The organism is Exiguobacterium indicum HHS 31, assembly GCF_001939065.1.
GTDB lineage: Bacteria > Bacillota > Bacilli > Exiguobacteriales > Exiguobacteriaceae > Exiguobacterium_A > Exiguobacterium_A indicum.
Map to the genome: position 1 here is coordinate 1 of NZ_MPSZ01000014.1, position 18,418 is coordinate 18,418.

Consider the following 18,418-nt stretch of genomic DNA (forward strand, 5'->3'; position numbering starts at 1 on the left):
GTTTTTTGGTATTTTTATAGGTTCTTCGCTTTGAATGTGTCTCCACCTTCGATCGTGCCGTTATCAAAGCCTTTTTGGAACCAACGTTCTCGTTGCGCTGATGTGCCGTGGGTGAAACTCTCCGGTACGACATATCCTTGTCCCTTCTCTTGTAACGTATCATCCCCGACAGCATTCGCTGCCGTCAACGCTTCTTCAAGATCGCCTTCTTCGAGCAAGTTTTCGCCTTGCGCATGATGCGCCCAGACGCCGGCATAATAATCGGCCTGTAGTTCGAATCGAACGAGGTACTTGTTGAACTTCTCCTCACTCATTTTCTCTCGAAGGGGCATGATCTCATCCGACTTTCCGAGTAACGTCTGGACGTGGTGTCCGACCTCGTGCGCAATGACATAAGCCATCGCAAAATCGCCCGGTGCCCCGTACTTCGTCTGCAGTTCATCATAAAAGCTTAAATCAATGTATAATTTCTGATCGCCGGGACAATAAAAGGGACCGACGGACTTCCCTGCTTGTCCGCAAGCCGAACTGACTTGATCCGTATATAAGACGAGCTTCGGTTCTTTATAGGTCTTACCATCCTCTTTGAATTCCTTCGTCCAGACCCGTTCCGTATCCGCTAAGACGACAGAGACGAAATCCGCTGCTTCTTTTTCCTGTGCTGTTTCTTCGTACGTCGTATTTTGCTGATCCTCACCGGTTAAGTCTCCGAGTAACTCAGCTGGATTACCGCCCATCAAGGTGATGACGATCAGCAGGATGATTCCGACACCACCACCGATGCCGGCGATTCCTTTCCCACCCATTCCTCGCCGATCCTCAACGTTTGAACTCCGTTCTCTTCCCTTCCATTTCATGCGCTTTCCTCCTACTCGTTTCGTTGTAGGTCTTTACCCGAAAGCATTCGTCCGTAACGCTCCGTCTTAGGATGGACGTTCCTTCTCGTATTCATTGCTAAAATAAGTACATCCATTTCTAGGAATATCGCCCTCCTGTAGAGAAGAAGTTCAGCACGGATTTTCGCAGAAAGGAGTTGTCCGATGCACTCGTTCCGTCAACACCTCAAGAACTTCATGCATACGTACCGTAAGGACATCCTTGTCCTATCTGGTATGTTTGTATTCATCCTAATTTATAGCTTTCCGTTGTTTCGTTCCGGTATGGTGACGTTTAGCGATCTATCCTTCGGACTATCCTCCCATCGCTACTTAGAAGAAATTTATGGGGCTTGGAACAACCGCTGGAGCACGACGACGCTTCTGAATGTCGCACGATTGCTCTACATCCTACCGTTTTATGTACTCAGTCTATTGTTTGGCTCATCCGGTCCCGTCTTGATCAAGTCATTCATCATCGGACTGTTGACGATCTCTGCTTTATCGATGTTCGCTTTTACGAAACGGCTCCACTCGGTTTATGTCTCGAAGCACTTTTCTTATCTCTCACTGATTGCCTTTGCGATTGCCGCGTTGTTTTATGCCTTGAACCCGTGGGTGATTACGCGGATTCAACATATCTATTTATTATGTGGCTATTCCGTCTTCCCTTACGCTTTGATGTTGTTCTTCAACATCTTCGACCCGAAGTTTCGGGAACAGCTCGATCCTGGTTTCCGTTTGTCTGATCGATTGAGTCGACGGACATGGATTGATATCACCGGACTATCGATCGTCTTTGCCTTCATGGCGGCGGGGATCCATTATTTCTTCTTCTCGCTGATCTATATGGGAATCATGGTCGGACTCATTTTCCTAAAGACAAGTTGGACGCGTCGCAAAGAACGGATTTGGTCGTCGTTACTATGGTTTTATGCTCGGGCGACTTGTGCGTTTGGTCTCGTTTTTCTACTATTCAATGGATATTGGTTCTTGATGTACGTCGGCTCGATCCTGACTGGATCACAAGCTTCACAACACAATATCAATGTCTCTGATACGTTGATGTTGTTCAGCCGACACTCGAGCTGGACGAACGTTTTATTTTTAACGAGCTACTGGTGGCCGATGTTTGATTTGACTACGTTACCGCTGACGTTTTGGATTGCTGGCGCGATTACACTTTTACTCATCTTGCTAGGAGCCGTCGTCGCGTATCGGCAACCGATCCATCTGTTCTTTAGTCTGCTTGCGATTCCGCTGATCGTCTTTGCGACCGGTACCCATGAACAAGTTGCCGATGCGTTTGTCCTGTTCGTGACGAAGACACCGTTGATTGGTGCGATGTTCCGCGATCCGAATAAGCTAGTTGGTCTCTTGATGGTCAGTTACAGCTTGTTGCTCGCCGTCGGATTAAATGCCGTCTTTATCCGTGCGTCCCGGACGATTCCACCGAAGTTGTACCGGGTCGTCTCGATCGTCGGTACGCTGATCGTCGTCGCCTGCTTTTTCCTCCCTTACCGGACTGTCTATATGGAAGGTTTTTATCATCCGGTCAAGATGCCTAAGGAATACACGGCTATCCAAGAAGAAGTCAATGGGAAGTGGTTGCAATTCCCGATTGCAGACGAGATGACGCAACCAAGTACCGGCATCGCGACTCCACGCTGGAATCAAAATCCACGAAAAGGTGGCGAAATCAAAGCTACGGGTGACGTACAAGTCTATACGTCGGCACACGATACCGTCTTTCATCATGAAGGAGCATCACCGACGATTGGTTACATGATGACGTTCATGCAATATCTACTCGACACCGGTCGCTCGGAACAAGCTGGACAGATCGCGAAAGCATTCGGATTGAAGCAATTCGCCTACCGGGATGAGTACACGGGGATGAAGGACCGACAAGACTTCAATCTAAAGGTTCTGCAGGAACAACGTGATCTCGTACAAACGAAACAAGTCGGCTTGTTCACCTTATTCGACTTGATTGCACCGCTCGATACCCGGACCGTTCCACAATTGATGTTGACCCCTTATGGACTCGAACGGTCGATCAGTTATCCGACACTGGCTGGCTACAATCTCGGTCGTCAATCGATTTTATATGCGACACAAGCACATCAGGATAGCCTCTCCTGGATGAAAAAGGGTGATATCGTCGAAATGATCGAGGAAAACGACCTTGTTCTCAGCCAAGTACCGGACGAATACTACTGGAAACCGTTCGATGCGATTGATTCAGCCAATGCCTTCCTGAACTGGGGTAAGACGTTTCTCGCCAACAATGATTGGCGCTGGTATTTACGAACGCAAGGGATGACGAATCCGTCGTTTGACCTCGATTTTGGAGACGGGATCGGTCTCTCGTTTGCTTCCGCCCGGATTGACGCGCCGGTCTATAAATTAGATGGATTACAGGCGAAGCAGGTCGCCTCCTTTAATTCGATGCTTGAGGATGAGACATTCTTCAAAGCCGATAACCCGGACATCGTCGACTTATCTCCGAACCCGATGTCAAAAGATAATAACCTGCCTGTCCTTCATGCGGAAGTCGCGGAAGGCGATCCGAAATACATCTGGCAAGTCGCGAAATCCGGTAAGCTGCCGGCACGACCGAATAACGCCTACCGCTTTGATATTACAGCGAGCGGTCGCGGTGTCGACCGGCTCCACGTCAAGGTCCGGTTCTTTGATGCGAAGGATCGCGAGCTGAATCAAACGTATGTCGTCGCTCCGCGTGATTCCGGTGATGTCGATGCGATTCACTTGCAAGGTGAATATGTCACACCACGAAACGCAAAAACGATGCGGATTGATCTACTCAGCTTCCAGCGCCCCGAGCGGAAAACGTATTGGTGGGTCCATGATATTAAAATATTCAGCTATGAGGATTATATGATTCCGAACACGTTTACGATGACGAAAGACTTGCCTGCCGGTCGTTACGCTGGGTTTGCCCGTGTGCTGCTGAACCAAAAAGGTGGACAACTGGATCTAACCCTCAATAAACGAGGCGTCACGATTCCAACTCGACAACGATCCGGTGCTAAACTCGCTTGGGTTCCGATCGGTTCGTTCACGACGCCGAGCGGTCCTGCGACGCTCAGCGTGACGAACACGGAAGGTTTTAATGCGATCCAAAACATCGTTCTGATACCGGAAGAAAAGCTGACTGCTTTACGAAAACGCGTCGATGATACACTCGCTTTCACGAAGACCTTAATGGTACTCGAGGCAGAGACCGGATTCGATTACACCGGTCACTTGCAGTCGGAACGAAACTATCCTGGACTGAGCTTTGGGAAAGGAATCGCTGCGCAACGGGGACGTTTACAGCGTTCAATCGATATTCGTGAAGCGACCGAGTATCAGCTCCAATTGATGTTGACTCCACCGCCAGGCAACGATGGTCGAATCACTGTCAAAATCCGAGACGGAAAGCAGGTCGTCTTTGAACGCGCTTTGTCTCGTGCTGACATTCTAGCCGGTCAAAAGCACCAACAGCAGATCGGTAATCAGACGGTGACGTACGATCCGCTACACTTAGCGTTTCCGTACCGGATGACAGAGTTGAGCGATGTTTACCAAACGTTATACGATGTGAAGTTATCCGATATCCCACTCGAGAAGGGACGCTATCAGTTAGAACTATCCTATGCGAGCAAGGTGCCGTCACTCGTCGATTGGAAGGATCTGCACAAGTTCGACCAGAACGAGATCGTCACCGATAAAGCCCTCGCCGCTCCGGAAGCGGCAGCGAATTGTGCGACGTGTGTCTCGATCACGGACGATATGTTCGACGCGAGTGAGACCGAAGACGGCTATACGATTGATTATGAGCCGACCTGCTCCTGTGATTGGTATATTTATGCCTCGCAAAAAATGAAGGTGAAACCGAATCACGAATATTTGATCCAGTTCGACGCCGTCAGCAAGAACGTCCGTCAACGACACCTCAAAGTGTATTACCTGGATAAAGATGATCGGGTCATCGGTACGGATTTCATCAATGAAGTCGAAGAAAAGAAAAAGAAGCAGTGGAACCACTATGAACAAATTGTCATTCCACCGAAGAAGACTGTCCGGATGCAGTTGCACATCTGGACGCGCGGAAATGAGAAAAAGGCTGGGCAATTGCGTCTGAAGAATTTAGAAGTGCTACCGTACGATCAACTGATTCTAGTCGATCAACTCGTTCTCTCCGAGCAAAGCGGTACGCTGTTCGCAACAGAACCTGCTCGTGCGCTTGACGTCGATGCCTCACAGATGGGACGGGATATAAACGGTGATGCGCCACTCGGTCGCTTTACGGTCAATGATTCTCCGACACCGTTATTTAAGCTCCAGACAGATCAGGAAGTGATGCGTGGTGACACGGCATTAAACGGCGTCAGTCAGTTATATCGTTCGAACGAAAAGACGGCACATGTGACAGTCGTGTTGCGTCCGATTTATTACGCCGGACTGACCATCCTCGTCTTAGCGCTCCCACTTAGTATCTTGTTGATTTATTTCATGACAAGCAATCGTGGTCTAGCTATCCGACAACGCCTATCGTCCGTGTTCAAGCAACGTCTTCCTCGTCTGAAACGAAACCAGAAATAGTATATCGAAAAAGGACAATGGAGATCCCACGGATCCCCATTGTCCTTTTCATTTGACCGGTACTTCCTCTTTTCGGTGGCGCTGATACAGGCTGACCATCGTCTTCAAGAACGCGACGGAATCCTTAACAAGATTGACGTGCGATCCTTCGCGCTCGATGCAGGTCACGGGTTGTTGGTAGACCCGTAATCGTTCCTTTTTCGCTGCATACATCAGCTCTAAATCGATTGCGAGACCACTCTCGACGTGTAGATAAGGCAACAGACGATGGACGACCCGTCGGTTGATGATCTTTAGACCGGTCTGCGAATCAGTCACCCCTTTTGGTAAGAAGAACCGTGTCAAATTTCGTTTTCCAAAGCTCATGAAACGCCGGACGGCTCCACGGTCTTCGATCGTCAAATCCTTCGTCCCGACGACGATGTCATAATATCCTTCCTGGGCGATCGTTAACAGCCGTGCGATGTCTTCGATCCGAAACGAGTTATCCGCATCGACGAAGACATAATAATCACTCGAGACGTTTTTCATTCCCTCGATGAACAGACCGGCCTTCCGTGTATTTTGTTCGACCTGATGTACTTCGAGATATCCGACCGTGAACAACGTATCGGTCGCTTCCATGACGATCGACCGGTACTCCTGTAAGAGTGCTTTCGATCGATCCGATGAAGCATCATCAAAGAAATTGATCGAAGCGTGAATATAGTCTTCGCTGATGAAGGTCGCAAGCGACTCTAAAAAATCTTTTACATAATTAAAACGTTTCTCTTCGTTAAATATTGGCAATATAAAGGCTATAGTATCCTTTAAAATGGGATATTCAGGATGGATGATATGTTGAATTTCAGCAAACAATTCATTCGGATATGCTGGGCGATAAGAAAACAGACGAAGCATCCCGTCTCCTTGAACCGTATGATACGGGAAATCCCCCTTTAAACGAATCGCTTCTTTAATCAACAGGATTTTAGATCGTGGACGTACAGCTCGAATCTGATTGGCGATCGCAATCTCCTCTTCACGCGTTTTATAGTCGACGACGTACAACAGAATCTCGTGTTCTTCAGCTTCTTGAATTTCAGTGCTGGCGATTTGTTCGAACGAGGCAGGACATCTACCAGGTTGTGTATAAAACAAAACCGGATAATAAGAAATCAATGATTCGTATGGAATATGCCGTGAGTGATCGGTAAAAACAGCAATATGTCCTTGACTCATAAGTTTCATCCTTTCCGTAAAACAGCTCTGACTGATGGGAGGTGGCTCCATGACAAGTTTCATTCAGCGACATGCCGTCCTGTTGATTTTTCCGATTCTCGATGTAGCGTTGAATCTCGTGAACTATGCCTATCATTTACTATTAGCCCGTGAGCTTTCTAGTGCTGTCTACGGATTACTGAATGCTTATCTAGCTTTCTTAGGTCTTCTACTCATCATCGGTGGCGCTTTACAATGGACCGTGACGCGTGACTACAGTCAACAGAAGACAAATGATTACCAAAAGCTCCGTTTTCGTATACTGGTGGTTACAGGGTGCTTCTTACTTATTTTACTTTATGCATTACCTTATTTCCTGCCCTTTACCAAAATAAACCTACTAATTGTTTATTTCATCATCGTGTTTCATATCCTTCTATCTTTTCGTCGTGGTGTCTTACAAGCGACCGAACGCTTCTATGCCCTGAACCTCTCGTATTACATCGAATCCGTCGTCAAAGTCCTAGCCACATGGCTTTTGATTCAACAAACGAACGTCAGTTATGCACTGTTGTTCATCTTGGCTGGCATGATCGCGTCCTATCTATTAAGTCTGATACAAGTCACGTTCCCGGTTAGTAGCGGGCGTATTCATGCGAACGGACTCGTCCATATGATCCATACACAGGTCGTCATGACACTATTTTTCACTCTCGATAGTCTTCTCGTCACCCGTTACTTCCCGCAATTAGCTGGAGATTATTCCGTTGCCTTACGGTTTGGTCAACTCCTGTTGTTCGTTGCGTTATCACTCGCCCAATTGTTGTTGCCACGCTTAAGCCAAAAAAGTCAGGACGAAGCCTTTCTTCTTTGGGAGCGTCGCTTTTATCGCATCTTATTAGGTGGAATGGCTCTTGCTGTTTTGGTGTACTGGACGATTGTTCCTTATCTGATTCCGCTTCTATTTGGGAGCGGCTATGACATGGCAACTCATTACATCAAATATATGGTTTTCGTTTATGTCGGCATCACATTGATTCAATACGAAGCACTCGTCCAGTTTTCCCTACATCGAACTGGTTACTTGAAAGGCTATTGGCTGATTCTGATTCTGTTCGTCCTTGTTTTGACGACATTTCACTCGACCGTCGAGATTTGGTTGCTTGCACAAGCAGGTGTCTTTTTATTTGGCGCCCTGATTTTACGTTTCACCTTACCTCGACACCCCGATCCCGTGAAGGAGGCATAACATGAAACCCCATCTACTTTTTTTATCTTGGCGCGATATCAAACATCCGAAAGCCGGTGGCGCAGAAGTATTCACACACGAGATGCTCCGACGTGTCAGTGATGAGTATGAAATCACTCATTTTTCTCCCGCATTCGAAGGCGGACACGATGTCGAGTATTTGGATGGAATCACTTATATCCGGAGAGGTACTGCGCTTTCCGTTGTTCCGCTCGCCTTTTCTTATTATCAGTCGCATGCTGCGACGATTGATTTAGTCGTCGACCAGATGAACACTCATCACTTTTTCACACCCTTGTATGTTCCATTAGCGAAACGTGCCCTCTTCATTCATCAACTGACACGTGAAATCTGGCAAATCAATGTTCGTCCTCCGTTTTCATACGTCGGCGAATGGACGGAAACACCGCGTCTGCAGCTGTACCGGACCGGTCGCGCGTTGACGGTCAGTCAGTCCACGGCAGACGATCTACTTGCTGTCGGCTTCTCCAAGGACGACGTGACGATTCTACCGGAAGGTCTCTCCTTTATCCCATGGAACGAAGAAGACTGGAAGCCTAAAGAAGCACATCCGACTTTTTTATACGCTGGACGGATGTCGGCCTATAAAGGAATCAATGATGCACTCCAAGCTTTCGTCATCGTTAAACGGGAGTATCCTGACGCTCGTTTCTGGGTTATCGGAAAAAAAGACGAGGCGTATATCACCGAGCATCTTCATCCAATCGTCCCGGAAGAGATGCGTGACGCCATCACCTATTTTGGATTCGTCAGTGAGGAAGAAAAGCTCGAACGGATGAGTCGCGCGACGGCGCTCCTGTTTCCTTCTAAACGAGAAGGTTGGGGTCTGACGGTCAGTGAAGCGGCGGCTGTCGGTACACCAACGATTGTCTATGACGCACCTGGACTGCGTGACGCCGTCCAGTATGGTATGACTGGTTACATGGCCAAAAGTCAGACCCCGGGTGCCCTTGCTGCCGAGATGCGGGCTTGCTTACGTGACCCCGAAGAATACGTAATGATTCAAGCAGCCGGTCATCGTTTCGCTCAGACCTTGCACTGGGATCATACAGGTCAAGCGTTTCGTAACTGGTTGCAACGCGAATTAATACCTGTCGCACTGAAGGAGGATTTTTCATGATTGGAATCGCTATGTCCACATACGAAAATGAAGCAATCATCACGGAAACGATCCGCTCACTTCAGACACAACAGGCTTCTTTCCTTTGTGTCATCGCGGATGATGGTTCGACCGATTCGACTGTCGCGACGATGCGTCGATTGACCGCAAATGATACACGATTTGAAGTGCTTGCGCTGCCGCACGGTGAACGAGGTATCGCTCGCAAGACTGCCATTGATCGCTTAAAGCAACACGATATCGAATACCTCTATATCATTGATTCCGATATGGTACTTGAAGAACAGCTATTAAAAAGCTGCCTCTTATATCTTGAGGCACATTTAGAGGTCGGAGCACTCGTCATTCCCGAACGCGCGTACAGTGATTATGATAATTACTTCAGTCAAGTGAAGGTCTTTGAGCGTAACCTATTCAACGTTCCGACGGATCAACTCGACACGCATACGATGGAAGCCGCTCGCTTCTGGCGACTCGAGGCGTATGTCGCTTCTGGCGAGATTGATCCGACGCAAATCAGTTTCGAAGAGACGCAGCCGACGATCCGTTATCTGGAACAAGGCGGGATCATTCGCCGTGCGACGTTCACCTACGTACACCACAACGAAAAGCAGGTCGAATTAAATGACCTGCTTCGAAAGAAACGCTATTACTTTGATGTCATGCCCGCGACGCTCGACGCGGAACAGGGCGGCTTCATGAAAGCCTTACGACGTTGGTATTTCTTCCGTCCTGTTCTCTATCATCAGGCTAACTTAAGAAAATACAGCCGTCATCCGCTGTTGACCGTTGGCGTCATCTACATGTACTTGCGTCTTAGCTTCATTGGTGTAGAGTCTCTCTTCTTCAAACGGGTTTCGTAAGACTGCCGGTCAGCGATTGATAGAGGATGTACGTTCCGAACTGTGTCGGGAATTCGAAGCGATGAATACCGTTTTGGTCTTCTAGAATCTGTTCATGATGATCAATCGTCAGGGCACGTTGACTGATGATTGATCCATCTTCGTAAAAGAGACAATACGGACGGTTTGAATTGATTAACACATCGGTAAAATGTTGTCCCAGATTCCGTTTACGTTGCTTCGTTTCCACGACCTCATCTCCGATGCGCGTCATGATACTAAGAACTCGATCGTCAATTTTCAATGGTTTCGTCATCATCCGACTGACGTTTCCTGCGTTCACAGCTGCCAGCAACGTATGGACTTGCATATAGTCCGTCAAGACGATTTGTTTCGTTAACGGCGCCCGTTGTTTAGCAGCACGTAACAGCTCGACACCATCCATTTCTGGAAGTCGAAGTTCCGTCAACAAGACATCAACGTCGGAATTGCTGAGTTGTTCCAAAGCCTCTTCTCCTGATCCTGCTTCCTGTACGTCTTGTCCCGCTGCCAGTAGTTTACGACGTAAAATCCGTCTTGTCGGTTCATGTGAGTCAACTAATAGATAAAGTGCCATATGCTATCGCCTCCGTTTTAAAAAGAAAGGATGGTCGTCAATGTATATTCTTTTACTATCAGGTGGATCCGGAAAACGGCTTTGGCCGCTCTCGAACGATTTAAACTCGAAACAGTTCTTAAAGATTCTAGAAGATCGCGATGGTAATAAACAATCGATGATGGAGCGGGTCTTCCAACAACTTCAGGAAGTCGGTCTGGACGACCGGACAGTCATTACGACGACGAGTTCACAAGTCGATGCAATCGAAAATCAGCTAGGCTTCCGTACTTCCGTCATTCAAGAACCCTCACGTCGCGATACGTTCCCTGCCATCATGCTTGCGACAAGTTATCTCGCAGAACGGATCAATTTAGAAGAGACGGTCATCATCATGCCGGTCGATCCTTACGTTGAACTATCGTTCTTTGAACGCTTCGAGCAACTGGACCAAGCCGTTCAAGAACATCCGGATGCGCTTCATTTAATGGGGGTCGAACCGTTGCATCCGACATCAAAATATGGCTATATCATTCCGCAGACTTCCGAAAATATGTCCATCGTCGATCGCTTCCAAGAGAAACCGACTGTTGAAGTCGCGAGTGACTTAATCGAACAAGGTGCACTATGGAACTGTGGTGTCTTTGCCTGTCGCCTTGACTTCTTAATGCAGTGTCTAGAAGAACAAGATGTGCCGACGACATTCGAGGCGCTCCGTTCGAACTACGAGGCACTAGAAAAAACATCATTTGATTATGCGGTCGTTGAAAAGACCGATTCTTTATTCGTTCATCGGTATGAAGGCTACTGGAAAGATCTCGGAACATGGAATACATTAACGGAAGAGATGCCGCATCCGCTTCACGGAAACGCCCGAATGCTCCACTCGAAAAATACACATATCGTCAATGAATTACAGGTTCCGGTCCTTGGCATCGGACTCGATAACTTAATCGTGTCGGTGAGTCCAGATGGTGTCCTCGTTGCGTCCAAAGACGAGACACCTGCTTTAAAAGAATATTTGACGGATGACACTTTGCCACCACAATTTGAGTGGAAACGCTGGGGCTATGCGACGATTTTACATCAACAGCAACTAGAGGACGGGCGTTATGCCGTGACCCGACGGCTGCATATCAAGGCACATCAGCAAATCAGTCATCATTATCATGCGCATACCGATTCGACATGGAGCATCTTACAAGGTCGCGCTGAGGCACTGATCGATGGTCAGTCACAGCAACTCGGACCAACTTCTGTTGTGCATATCCCACAAGGTATTCCGCATACGCTGACCACACTAGAGGATCTGATCATGATTGAAATTAAATATTCCATCGATTGGACGGAGCAAGATAACTATCCACTTCCGACCTCGATTCGTTCCAAACCATGATGTTAGAAAGGGCACCTCCTATCGGTGCCCTTTCGTCTGCTCTAATCTAAAAACACTTCACTCGTCACAAATGTGACGGATCCCGCTATTTCGTAATCTCCCGCTCGACGCGGTACAAAGAATTGTTTCCCTTTCTGTAAAGGAATCACGCGCTTCCCCTGTCGCGCTTCTCCTTTACCTTCAATGACAGTCAATAATCGAAAGACTGGATGATCCTGTAATGTGTATCGACCGGTTACTTCATGACGGATCACCGTAAAGGAGGGTACTTGAAGCAACTTCGTCATGATGCCCCCTTCCTTGATGATCGTCTCTGGTTGATTCGTCCACGGCTCATCTGGAATCGTCGTGACAGCGATTGCCTTCTCAACGTGCAATTCTCTCGGTTTCCCGTCATCTCCTAATCTGTCGTAATCATATAGTCGATACGTTCGATCGCTCATCTGTTGAATCTCAAGAAGAACGATGCCTGGTCCTAGAGCGTGAATCGTACCACTCGGAATGTAATAGAATTCGCCAGGTTTAACTTTTTGATGCCGAAGTGACGTCTCCCAGTCCTTTTCTTGCGCGCACCGGAACAGGGCATCTCGTGATTGTAGATTATGACCAAGAATGATTTCTGCCTCTGGTGCAGCCTCTAAGATATACCAGCACTCATTCTTGCCGTATGGTTCTCCTTCTAGCCGTCGTGCCTCCTCATCGTTCGGATGGACTTGAACGGATAAGTAGGCGGACGAGTCCAGAAATTTTACATGAAGCGGAAAGGCATCCAGCAGATAATCACCGAATAATTCTGTCCGTTTCGTTTGCCATAATTCATCTAGCGTCTTCCCCTGATCAGGTCCATCTAAGAAGTACGTCCGCCCACTCGCGTGAGCAGATGCTGTCCAACATTCTCCAATTTGTCCTTCTGGTAACTCAAACTGAAACAACGCCTCTAAACGTCGACCGCCCCAAATTCGTTCTTTGAAAATTGGTTGAATGGCATACATATCGACGCGGACTCCCGATAGACTAGGAGCGACGCTTCACCTCCATCTATACGTTTGGTTACCTCTTTATACCCATTTTTATGTCTATATTATCCAAATAAAACAGATTGAATCATAAAAAAACCAACTCTTAGTGCTTCACTAGGAGTTGGTTTTCGTATAGTTTGCTAGCTCTTTTATTGTTCAAGATAATCGATGATCGTCTGCGGATCCACGCGTTTCGTATAATCTGATGATACTTCAGCGAAACGAATCACACCACCGGTATCAATGATGAACGTCGCCGGTTTCGGTAACTGCCAATCCTCATTTCCGTTGTGCTTCGCTACATCAAGTCCCGATACTTTGTAAATCTCAATCAGATAATCTGGCAGGTCGAACACCAAATCAAATTGACGGGATACATATAGATCAATGTCACTTAAGACAGGGAAACTTAACGCATTCTTGTTTATCGTCTGTTCAGCAAAATCAGGTGTCTCTGGACTGATTGCAACGACAGTCGCTCCCAGCGCACGAATACGATCGATTTCCCGTTCATACGCGCGAAGCTCGAGATTGCAGTACGGACACCAGCCACCCCGGTAGAATGTTAAGATGACAGGACCTTGCTCGAGTAATGTCTCGATCGCCACAGACTTGCCAGATACATCGGGTAACGTAAAGTGTGGAATCGTATCACCGACACCTAGACCTTTAGCGATACCAGAAGCAGCCAGCTCAGCTGTCGCTTCCGCCATCAACCGTTGTTTCTCAGCAGGTGCCTTTTGTCGGAATTCCGATTGATACTGTTTGATTTCTTCGAGTAATCGTGTCATGTGTTCTCCCCCTTTATTGCTGTATAGAATAACAGGGAGATTACTCGTTTGTCTCTTCTGACGACTCTTCTGCCTTCTTCCGGAATCGTTTCACGAACCCCATCAGTTGTTCCGGTGTCAGCTCAAGCTTATTCTCATAGACATATTTTGTTCCATATCCGAGTGCAAGGGTGGCGGTCGAAGCAACGCCCGCGGCAATGACGGCACCATACCCCGGAACGAGCTTCGCCATTTGCCGAAAGGCGGTTTTTCCGGAGTTTCCGACGATCGTCACGACAAGCAACTCCTTCGCACTCTCCTTGGATAACTGTCGTTCGTACAGATTCGATAACTTGAGCATCAAGCCGATTTGAATTGAAGTCAATGGAATGATATCAGCTCCCGGGAACGGGACGGCACCAATTGCACCTGCGGCTGTTCCGGCACCCACAATCCAGTTGTTGGCGATCTTCCCACGAACGGTCGGATCCATCTGGCGAACGAACACATTATCCTTGTCGAACTTTTTTAAGATATCGAGGACCTCCCGGCGGAGCCGATCGATGTTCGTTCCTTCTCGTGCTGATACGGGAATGATTTTGGGTCCTGGTAGTTTTTCTGCAATATGCTGGACGATCGTGTCGACATCATCCGTCGCATCCATCTTCGTGACGACGATCAAGACATTTTGGTTATGTTGATAGATTTTTCGAAAGTTCTTCGTCTCCGTCTCAGATAAAACAGTACCTGCCGCATTTAAAAAGTAAAGGATGACATCGGCACTTTGATAGTACGTCCACGTCGCTTCCGAGTTCTGTGTATTGGCATCATTCAATCCTGGTGTATCGACGAAGATGACTTTATCTTCCGGATGCTGCCTTACTTGATCAATCCGGACCGTTTCACCCGGGCGTGCCCCGACCGTTGCGACTTCACGACCAAGAATCGCGTTCAAGGTCGAAGATTTTCCCGCATTGACATCTCCGATCAGGGCAACCGTCACGTCCTGCTCCAGCGATTGATTGAAATCCCGTCGCTCCGATTCAAACGACTGATCAAAGATTTCCTCCAGTTTGCGTTTCCGCTTTTGCTGATTGGTCTCAAGTCCTTCACCAAAAAAATCATCCATTGTGATCCCTCCCCCTTCTTCTGCTGTTTGTCTTTTCCCGTTATCTCTTGCTTTCAACACAAAGAAGGCAAGGGAACATTGTGTCCCCTTGCCGAATTTTAGAGATATGTGCTGCGTCGCTCGAGCAATACCGTATCGCGCCATCTGCCTCCGAGCCGACCGATTCGCTCCCGGCGACCAACTTCCCGAAAATCAAATCGTTCATGAAGGCGTAGACTCGCTTGATTTTCCGGAAAAATTTGCGATTGCAACGTCCAGATTCCGGCTGCTTCACTTGCTTGAATGACGTCTTCCATCAAGCGTGTGCCGACACCTTTACCGCGTGCTTCTTCCGCGATATAAAGGCTGATTTCAGCGACACCGGCGTATGCCGGAATCGAAGAGAATGGACTTAACGCGACCCAGCCGAGCAGTTGCTCGTCTTCCATCGCAACGAGGCGGCTGTGTGCGTGGTGATGCTTCGTCCATTCTTCGTACGGTAATGCTTCCGTGCGAAACGTCGCGTTCTCCGTCTTTATTCCTTGTTCGTAGATCCGAACGACTTCTGGATAATCCGATTCTTTCATTAGTCGAATGTGCATGGTGTCTCCTCTATTCGTTCATCATCTCATCAAGTTCTATACTTCTAATCGCACTGCCATTTCCCGACCGAATCGATCCCCGTGGTCGATGAAGCCGAGACTCGCATATAAACGGTGTGCCGCCTGATTATCCGGTCGATAGCCGACGACGATTCGTTTGGCTGCGGGTAGCATTAGCATCTCGTCAATTACGGCTTGCATCGCCAATCGTCCGATTCCGTTCCCTTGCTGCGCTTGATCAATCATGATGCGGTAAATCCAGTAGCCGTTGAGTTCTTCTAGCTCCGTGTTGTACATCACAAAACCAACGACGGCTTCACCTGCAATGATCGCCCGAAGGACAAGGCTCGGTTCGAACTTCGCTTGCGCGATCGAGTAGACATTCGCTTCCATGAAGTCTTGCTGTTCTACTGTCAGTGCTAGCTCACAACACGCTTCCCAGTTTTCTGCTGTTACCGGTACAAGTTGAATCATGTTCATTTCCCCTTTTAGTTAGACGGGAGTTGCCTCCAGCGTCTGTTGATCACATCGTTGCACAGTGATCGCCCCCTTTCCTTCTCTTTCCTATCGGTTGGTTTGATTCATTGTTGAAGGACTGCTGCGTTTTCAAGCAACGTAGGTAGTTCGGCTAACGACGTAATCGTAAACGTCGGCTTGATATCCGCCGCTGATTTTCTTTCTGGATTAAACCAACATGTTGCGATACCAGCTTGATTGCCACCTGCGATATCAGCTGACAAGGAATCCCCGACGATGATCGTTCGCGCTGGGTCGAATTGCGGAATTCGCGCAAACACGTGGTCGAAGAATCCTGCCATTGGCTTTTGAAAACCCGTCTCCTCTGAAACGAAAATCCCTTCAAAGAAATCCGTTAATCCAGCGCCCTCGAGCCGTGCGCGTTGCGTCTTCGAAATACCGTTCGTGACGACGTACATCGTGACGTTTCCGGCTAGCTGCTCAAGCAACTCAGTCGCACCCGGAATCAATTCCGTTCCTTGTGCGAGATATCCACGATACGTTTCGTCAACTTCTCGTCCGTCGACCGTCCGTCCTTCTTCCGCGAAGAACGTCACGAACCGTGAGTGAATGACTTCCTCACGTGTCACCTCGCCTTGTTCGAGTGCTTTCCAAAGTGCTTGATTGAGTGTTTTATAGCGCGCTTCTCGCTCCGGCGTCCACTGCAAGTCTTGTTGCTCGAGCAGGCGGCGAAAGGCAATCCGTTCCGTCGCTTCAAAATCAAGTAATGTATGGTCAATATCGAATAATACCGTCGTGTAAAACATATTCAAGCTCCTTTTCGTACGTGTTGTACAGTCGTTGTTTTCCCGCCCAGTTGAAATAACAGCACGCCGCCACCAATCAATAGGACACCGAGCGCTTTCGTCCACGTAAACGGAACGGTCTGTAAACCGAACCAACCGAGCGTATCCCACAGCAGTGCAAACAGGATTTGTGATACCATGACGATCGAAATCGCACGGCTCGGTCCGAGTTGTTGAACGCCTTGCGTCACACAGAGGACGACACCGACACCAATGATTCCGCTGAACCAAAACCAGGTTTGTGCCTCTTTTAGGGCAAACAGTTGTGATCCTTCGACGATCAAACCAATCGTCAATGAAGCGAGAAACCCGAGTCCAAGGACTAGTGTCGTCGTCGCCCAAGCACCGACGTGTTCTTTGACTTTTGCGTTAAACGTATTTTGAATACAGACGAGCATGCCCCCACAAAGGGCAAGGATGATTCCCGTAACCATGTCGCACCTCCTTCATTCGTAAATGCTTTCTCCGACTCGTTCCATCAATCCGTCTCGATCAATGATCTCAATCGTATGCTGTGTTCGGCGAATCAACCCATCGTCGACGAACTGGCGTAAGACACGATTGACGTGACGATAACTCGTCCCGATCAAATCTGCCGCATCGACGAGTTCCTTACTCGCAAAAGCATCCGTATTAGGTGTCATCGACAACAAATAACTGGCGAGCCGAACTTCGACCGGGTACAACAGATTGAAGCTGAGCGTATGTGATTTCAATTCAAACTTTTTCGTGATCGTCTCGAGTAAAAATAATAGAAAGGCAGAATGATGGACACGTGCTTCTTCCAAATCCGGATAGGCAATGCGTAAGACAGTCACTGGTGTCACTGCCTCGACCGTGTTCATCAAATCAATCTTTCGAACGAACTCAATATCGCCGACGAGATCAAACGGATGCTTGAAGGACAACACGAGACGTTTCCCCGTTGCCGACATATGCGTGATCTTTAATTTCCCTTCGACGAGCAGGTAGAGTTCATGCGCAACATCGCCTTGTCGGCATAAAGCCTCACCCGGTGCGAACGTTTGGATGTGCATCGCCTTGCGTAGCGATGCGTCAAAGACATGCGTTAACTGATAACGTTCCAAATAGCTCACAATGTCCGTCACTTCTTCTCCTCCTTAGCTCTTTAAGATGAAGATGCCTGCGACCATCATCAAGATGCCGATGATCTGCGGACCCCGCAGTCGACGTTTCATGACGCCGAACCAGCCTCTTCCGTCAATCCAGAGTGCCAGCGCTAATTGCGCCAATAAAAAGAGCGAAATCGTCAAAGTCACGCCCATCCGGTGGACAGCCGTCATGTTGCTGAATAATATGATCGCCGCAAAGGCACCTCCTGCCAGATAGAGCGGTTTGACACGTCGCATCGCTGAAAAACTGCGATCCCGTAAGACGATCGCTAAGAGGATCGCAACGATGAACCCGGTCATCTGGGTGATCGTCGCCGCTTGCCACGTCCCGATTGTTTGACTAATCCGAGCATTAGCGACACTTTGAAGCGTTAAGAAAAAGCCACCAGCAATCGCAAATAAGACACCACGCATGTGCATACTCCTCTCTTGTTCCATGATACTTTCATTTAACGAGAGTCCTTCTGATTTGAACAGGACATTTGTCCTGAGATATTTAGAAGTTCAGACTTTATGTTGACTAAAAAGGATTTCATACAAAGCCAAGTGTATCAA

At 48.1% G+C, this 18,418-nt stretch carries 17 protein-coding genes; 5 read left to right on the forward strand and 12 right to left on the reverse strand.

The genetic code is table 11. The annotated features are described in order from the left end of the window. Positions 1–14: 14 nt before the first annotated feature. On the reverse strand, positions 15–857 hold the full coding sequence (gene ypfJ, locus N179_RS16055) for a KPN_02809 family neutral zinc metallopeptidase (RefSeq protein ID WP_075643149.1): 843 nt from the start codon (positions 855–857) through the stop codon (positions 15–17). A gap of 183 nt (positions 858–1,040) precedes the next feature. Between ypfJ and N179_RS16060 the strand changes: the two genes are divergently transcribed. Then, a complete protein-coding gene (locus N179_RS16060; protein WP_075643150.1) occupies positions 1,041–5,486 on the forward strand; it encodes a polysaccharide biosynthesis protein in 4,446 nt (1,481 codons plus the stop codon). A gap of 48 nt (positions 5,487–5,534) precedes the next feature. On the opposite strand, the gene N179_RS16065 is transcribed toward N179_RS16060, so the two are convergent. Then, positions 5,535–6,707 (reverse strand): glycosyltransferase, encoded by a 1,173-nt coding sequence (locus N179_RS16065; protein WP_023466704.1) that lies wholly within the window; start codon positions 6,705–6,707, stop codon positions 5,535–5,537. A gap of 49 nt (positions 6,708–6,756) precedes the next feature. Between N179_RS16065 and N179_RS16070 the strand changes: the two genes are divergently transcribed. From N179_RS16070 to N179_RS16080, 3 genes are read left to right on the forward strand one after another with little or no spacing between them, the layout of a single operon-like run. Further along, positions 6,757–7,935: an MATE family efflux transporter gene (locus N179_RS16070; RefSeq protein WP_075643151.1), complete on the forward strand. Its 1,179-nt coding sequence runs from the start codon at positions 6,757–6,759 to the stop codon at positions 7,933–7,935. A gap of 1 nt (position 7,936) precedes the next feature. Further along, entirely contained in the window at positions 7,937–9,076 is a 1,140-nt protein-coding gene (locus N179_RS16075; protein ID WP_075643152.1) for a glycosyltransferase family 4 protein, read from the forward strand. Then, a complete protein-coding gene (locus tag N179_RS16080; RefSeq protein ID WP_075643153.1) occupies positions 9,073–9,939 on the forward strand; it encodes a glycosyltransferase family 2 protein in 867 nt (288 codons plus the stop codon). The genes N179_RS16075 and N179_RS16080 overlap by 4 nt, the downstream gene beginning before the upstream one ends. Here N179_RS16080 and N179_RS16085 read toward each other — a convergent pair. Continuing rightward, positions 9,923–10,534 (reverse strand): response regulator, encoded by a 612-nt coding sequence (locus N179_RS16085; protein WP_075643154.1) that lies wholly within the window; start codon positions 10,532–10,534, stop codon positions 9,923–9,925. The two genes, N179_RS16080 and N179_RS16085, sit on opposite strands and share 17 nt — an antisense overlap. Before the next feature lie 40 nt (positions 10,535–10,574). On the opposite strand from N179_RS16085, the gene N179_RS16090 reads away from it, so the two are divergent. Continuing rightward, a complete protein-coding gene (locus N179_RS16090) occupies positions 10,575–11,909 on the forward strand; it encodes a sugar phosphate nucleotidyltransferase (protein ID WP_075643155.1) in 1,335 nt (444 codons plus the stop codon). A gap of 41 nt (positions 11,910–11,950) precedes the next feature. Here N179_RS16090 and manA read toward each other — a convergent pair whose 3' ends face one another. The 9 genes from manA to N179_RS16135 all read right to left on the reverse strand — a co-directional run bounded on the left by manA (position 11,951) and on the right by N179_RS16135 (position 18,277). Then, positions 11,951–12,901 (reverse strand): mannose-6-phosphate isomerase, class I, encoded by a 951-nt coding sequence (gene manA, locus N179_RS16095; RefSeq protein ID WP_075643156.1) that lies wholly within the window; start codon positions 12,899–12,901, stop codon positions 11,951–11,953. A 176-nt stretch (positions 12,902–13,077) separates the two neighbouring features. Beyond that, positions 13,078–13,719 carry a peroxiredoxin-like family protein gene (locus N179_RS16100; protein WP_075643157.1) on the reverse strand — a complete coding sequence of 214 codons (642 nt, stop codon included), beginning with the start codon at positions 13,717–13,719 and terminating at the stop codon, positions 13,078–13,080. Between the two features lie 40 nt (positions 13,720–13,759). After that, complete coding sequence (locus N179_RS16105) at positions 13,760–14,827, reverse strand: YcjF family protein (RefSeq protein WP_035399298.1); 1,068 nt, start codon at positions 14,825–14,827, stop codon at positions 13,760–13,762. Between the two features lie 98 nt (positions 14,828–14,925). Further along, the gene (locus tag N179_RS16110; protein ID WP_075643158.1) at positions 14,926–15,408 is read right to left on the reverse strand and encodes a GNAT family N-acetyltransferase; all 483 of its coding nucleotides are present in this window, start codon (positions 15,406–15,408) and stop codon (positions 14,926–14,928) included. A 36-nt stretch (positions 15,409–15,444) separates the two neighbouring features. Further along, on the reverse strand, positions 15,445–15,882 hold the full coding sequence (locus N179_RS16115) for a GNAT family N-acetyltransferase (RefSeq protein ID WP_083639961.1): 438 nt from the start codon (positions 15,880–15,882) through the stop codon (positions 15,445–15,447). A gap of 107 nt (positions 15,883–15,989) precedes the next feature. Next, on the reverse strand, positions 15,990–16,691 hold the full coding sequence (locus N179_RS16120) for a YjjG family noncanonical pyrimidine nucleotidase (protein WP_075643160.1): 702 nt from the start codon (positions 16,689–16,691) through the stop codon (positions 15,990–15,992). Between the two features lie 2 nt (positions 16,692–16,693). After that, entirely contained in the window at positions 16,694–17,164 is a 471-nt protein-coding gene (locus tag N179_RS16125; RefSeq protein WP_023466690.1) for a DMT family transporter, read from the reverse strand. A 12-nt stretch (positions 17,165–17,176) separates the two neighbouring features. After that, on the reverse strand, positions 17,177–17,839 hold the full coding sequence (locus N179_RS16130; protein WP_075643161.1) for a Crp/Fnr family transcriptional regulator: 663 nt from the start codon (positions 17,837–17,839) through the stop codon (positions 17,177–17,179). Between the two features lie 12 nt (positions 17,840–17,851). Next, positions 17,852–18,277, reverse strand: coding sequence for a DMT family transporter (locus N179_RS16135; RefSeq protein WP_023466686.1), 426 nt, complete (start codon positions 18,275–18,277; stop codon positions 17,852–17,854). Between the last annotated feature and the right edge of the window lie 141 nt (positions 18,278–18,418).

What these genes read in the sequence shown, in the direction of transcription:
- N179_RS16085 (WP_075643154.1), bottom strand. Translation starts at nt 10,534, where the DNA reads ATGGCACTTTATCTATTAGTTGACTCACATGAACCGACAAGACGGATT.
- N179_RS16100 (WP_075643157.1), bottom strand. Translation starts at nt 13,719, where the DNA reads ATGACACGATTACTCGAAGAAATCAAACAGTATCAATCGGAATTCCGA.
- N179_RS16125 (WP_023466690.1), bottom strand. Translation starts at nt 17,164, where the DNA reads ATGGTTACGGGAATCATCCTTGCCCTTTGTGGGGGCATGCTCGTCTGT.
- N179_RS16070 (WP_075643151.1), top strand. Translation starts at nt 6,757, where the DNA reads ATGACAAGTTTCATTCAGCGACATGCCGTCCTGTTGATTTTTCCGATT.
- ypfJ (WP_075643149.1), bottom strand. Translation starts at nt 857, where the DNA reads ATGAAATGGAAGGGAAGAGAACGGAGTTCAAACGTTGAGGATCGGCGA.
- manA (WP_075643156.1), bottom strand. Translation starts at nt 12,901, where the DNA reads ATGTATGCCATTCAACCAATTTTCAAAGAACGAATTTGGGGCGGTCGA.
- N179_RS16075 (WP_075643152.1), top strand. Translation starts at nt 7,937, where the DNA reads ATGAAACCCCATCTACTTTTTTTATCTTGGCGCGATATCAAACATCCG.
- N179_RS16120 (WP_075643160.1), bottom strand. Translation starts at nt 16,691, where the DNA reads ATGTTTTACACGACGGTATTATTCGATATTGACCATACATTACTTGAT.
- N179_RS16135 (WP_023466686.1), bottom strand. Translation starts at nt 18,277, where the DNA reads ATGCGTGGTGTCTTATTTGCGATTGCTGGTGGCTTTTTCTTAACGCTT.
- N179_RS16115 (WP_083639961.1), bottom strand. Translation starts at nt 15,882, where the DNA reads ATGATTCAACTTGTACCGGTAACAGCAGAAAACTGGGAAGCGTGTTGT.
- N179_RS16065 (WP_023466704.1), bottom strand. Translation starts at nt 6,707, where the DNA reads ATGAGTCAAGGACATATTGCTGTTTTTACCGATCACTCACGGCATATT.
- N179_RS16090 (WP_075643155.1), top strand. Translation starts at nt 10,575, where the DNA reads ATGTATATTCTTTTACTATCAGGTGGATCCGGAAAACGGCTTTGGCCG.
- N179_RS16060 (WP_075643150.1), top strand. Translation starts at nt 1,041, where the DNA reads ATGCACTCGTTCCGTCAACACCTCAAGAACTTCATGCATACGTACCGT.
- N179_RS16105 (WP_035399298.1), bottom strand. Translation starts at nt 14,827, where the DNA reads ATGGATGATTTTTTTGGTGAAGGACTTGAGACCAATCAGCAAAAGCGG.
- N179_RS16110 (WP_075643158.1), bottom strand. Translation starts at nt 15,408, where the DNA reads ATGCACATTCGACTAATGAAAGAATCGGATTATCCAGAAGTCGTTCGG.
- N179_RS16080 (WP_075643153.1), top strand. Translation starts at nt 9,073, where the DNA reads ATGATTGGAATCGCTATGTCCACATACGAAAATGAAGCAATCATCACG.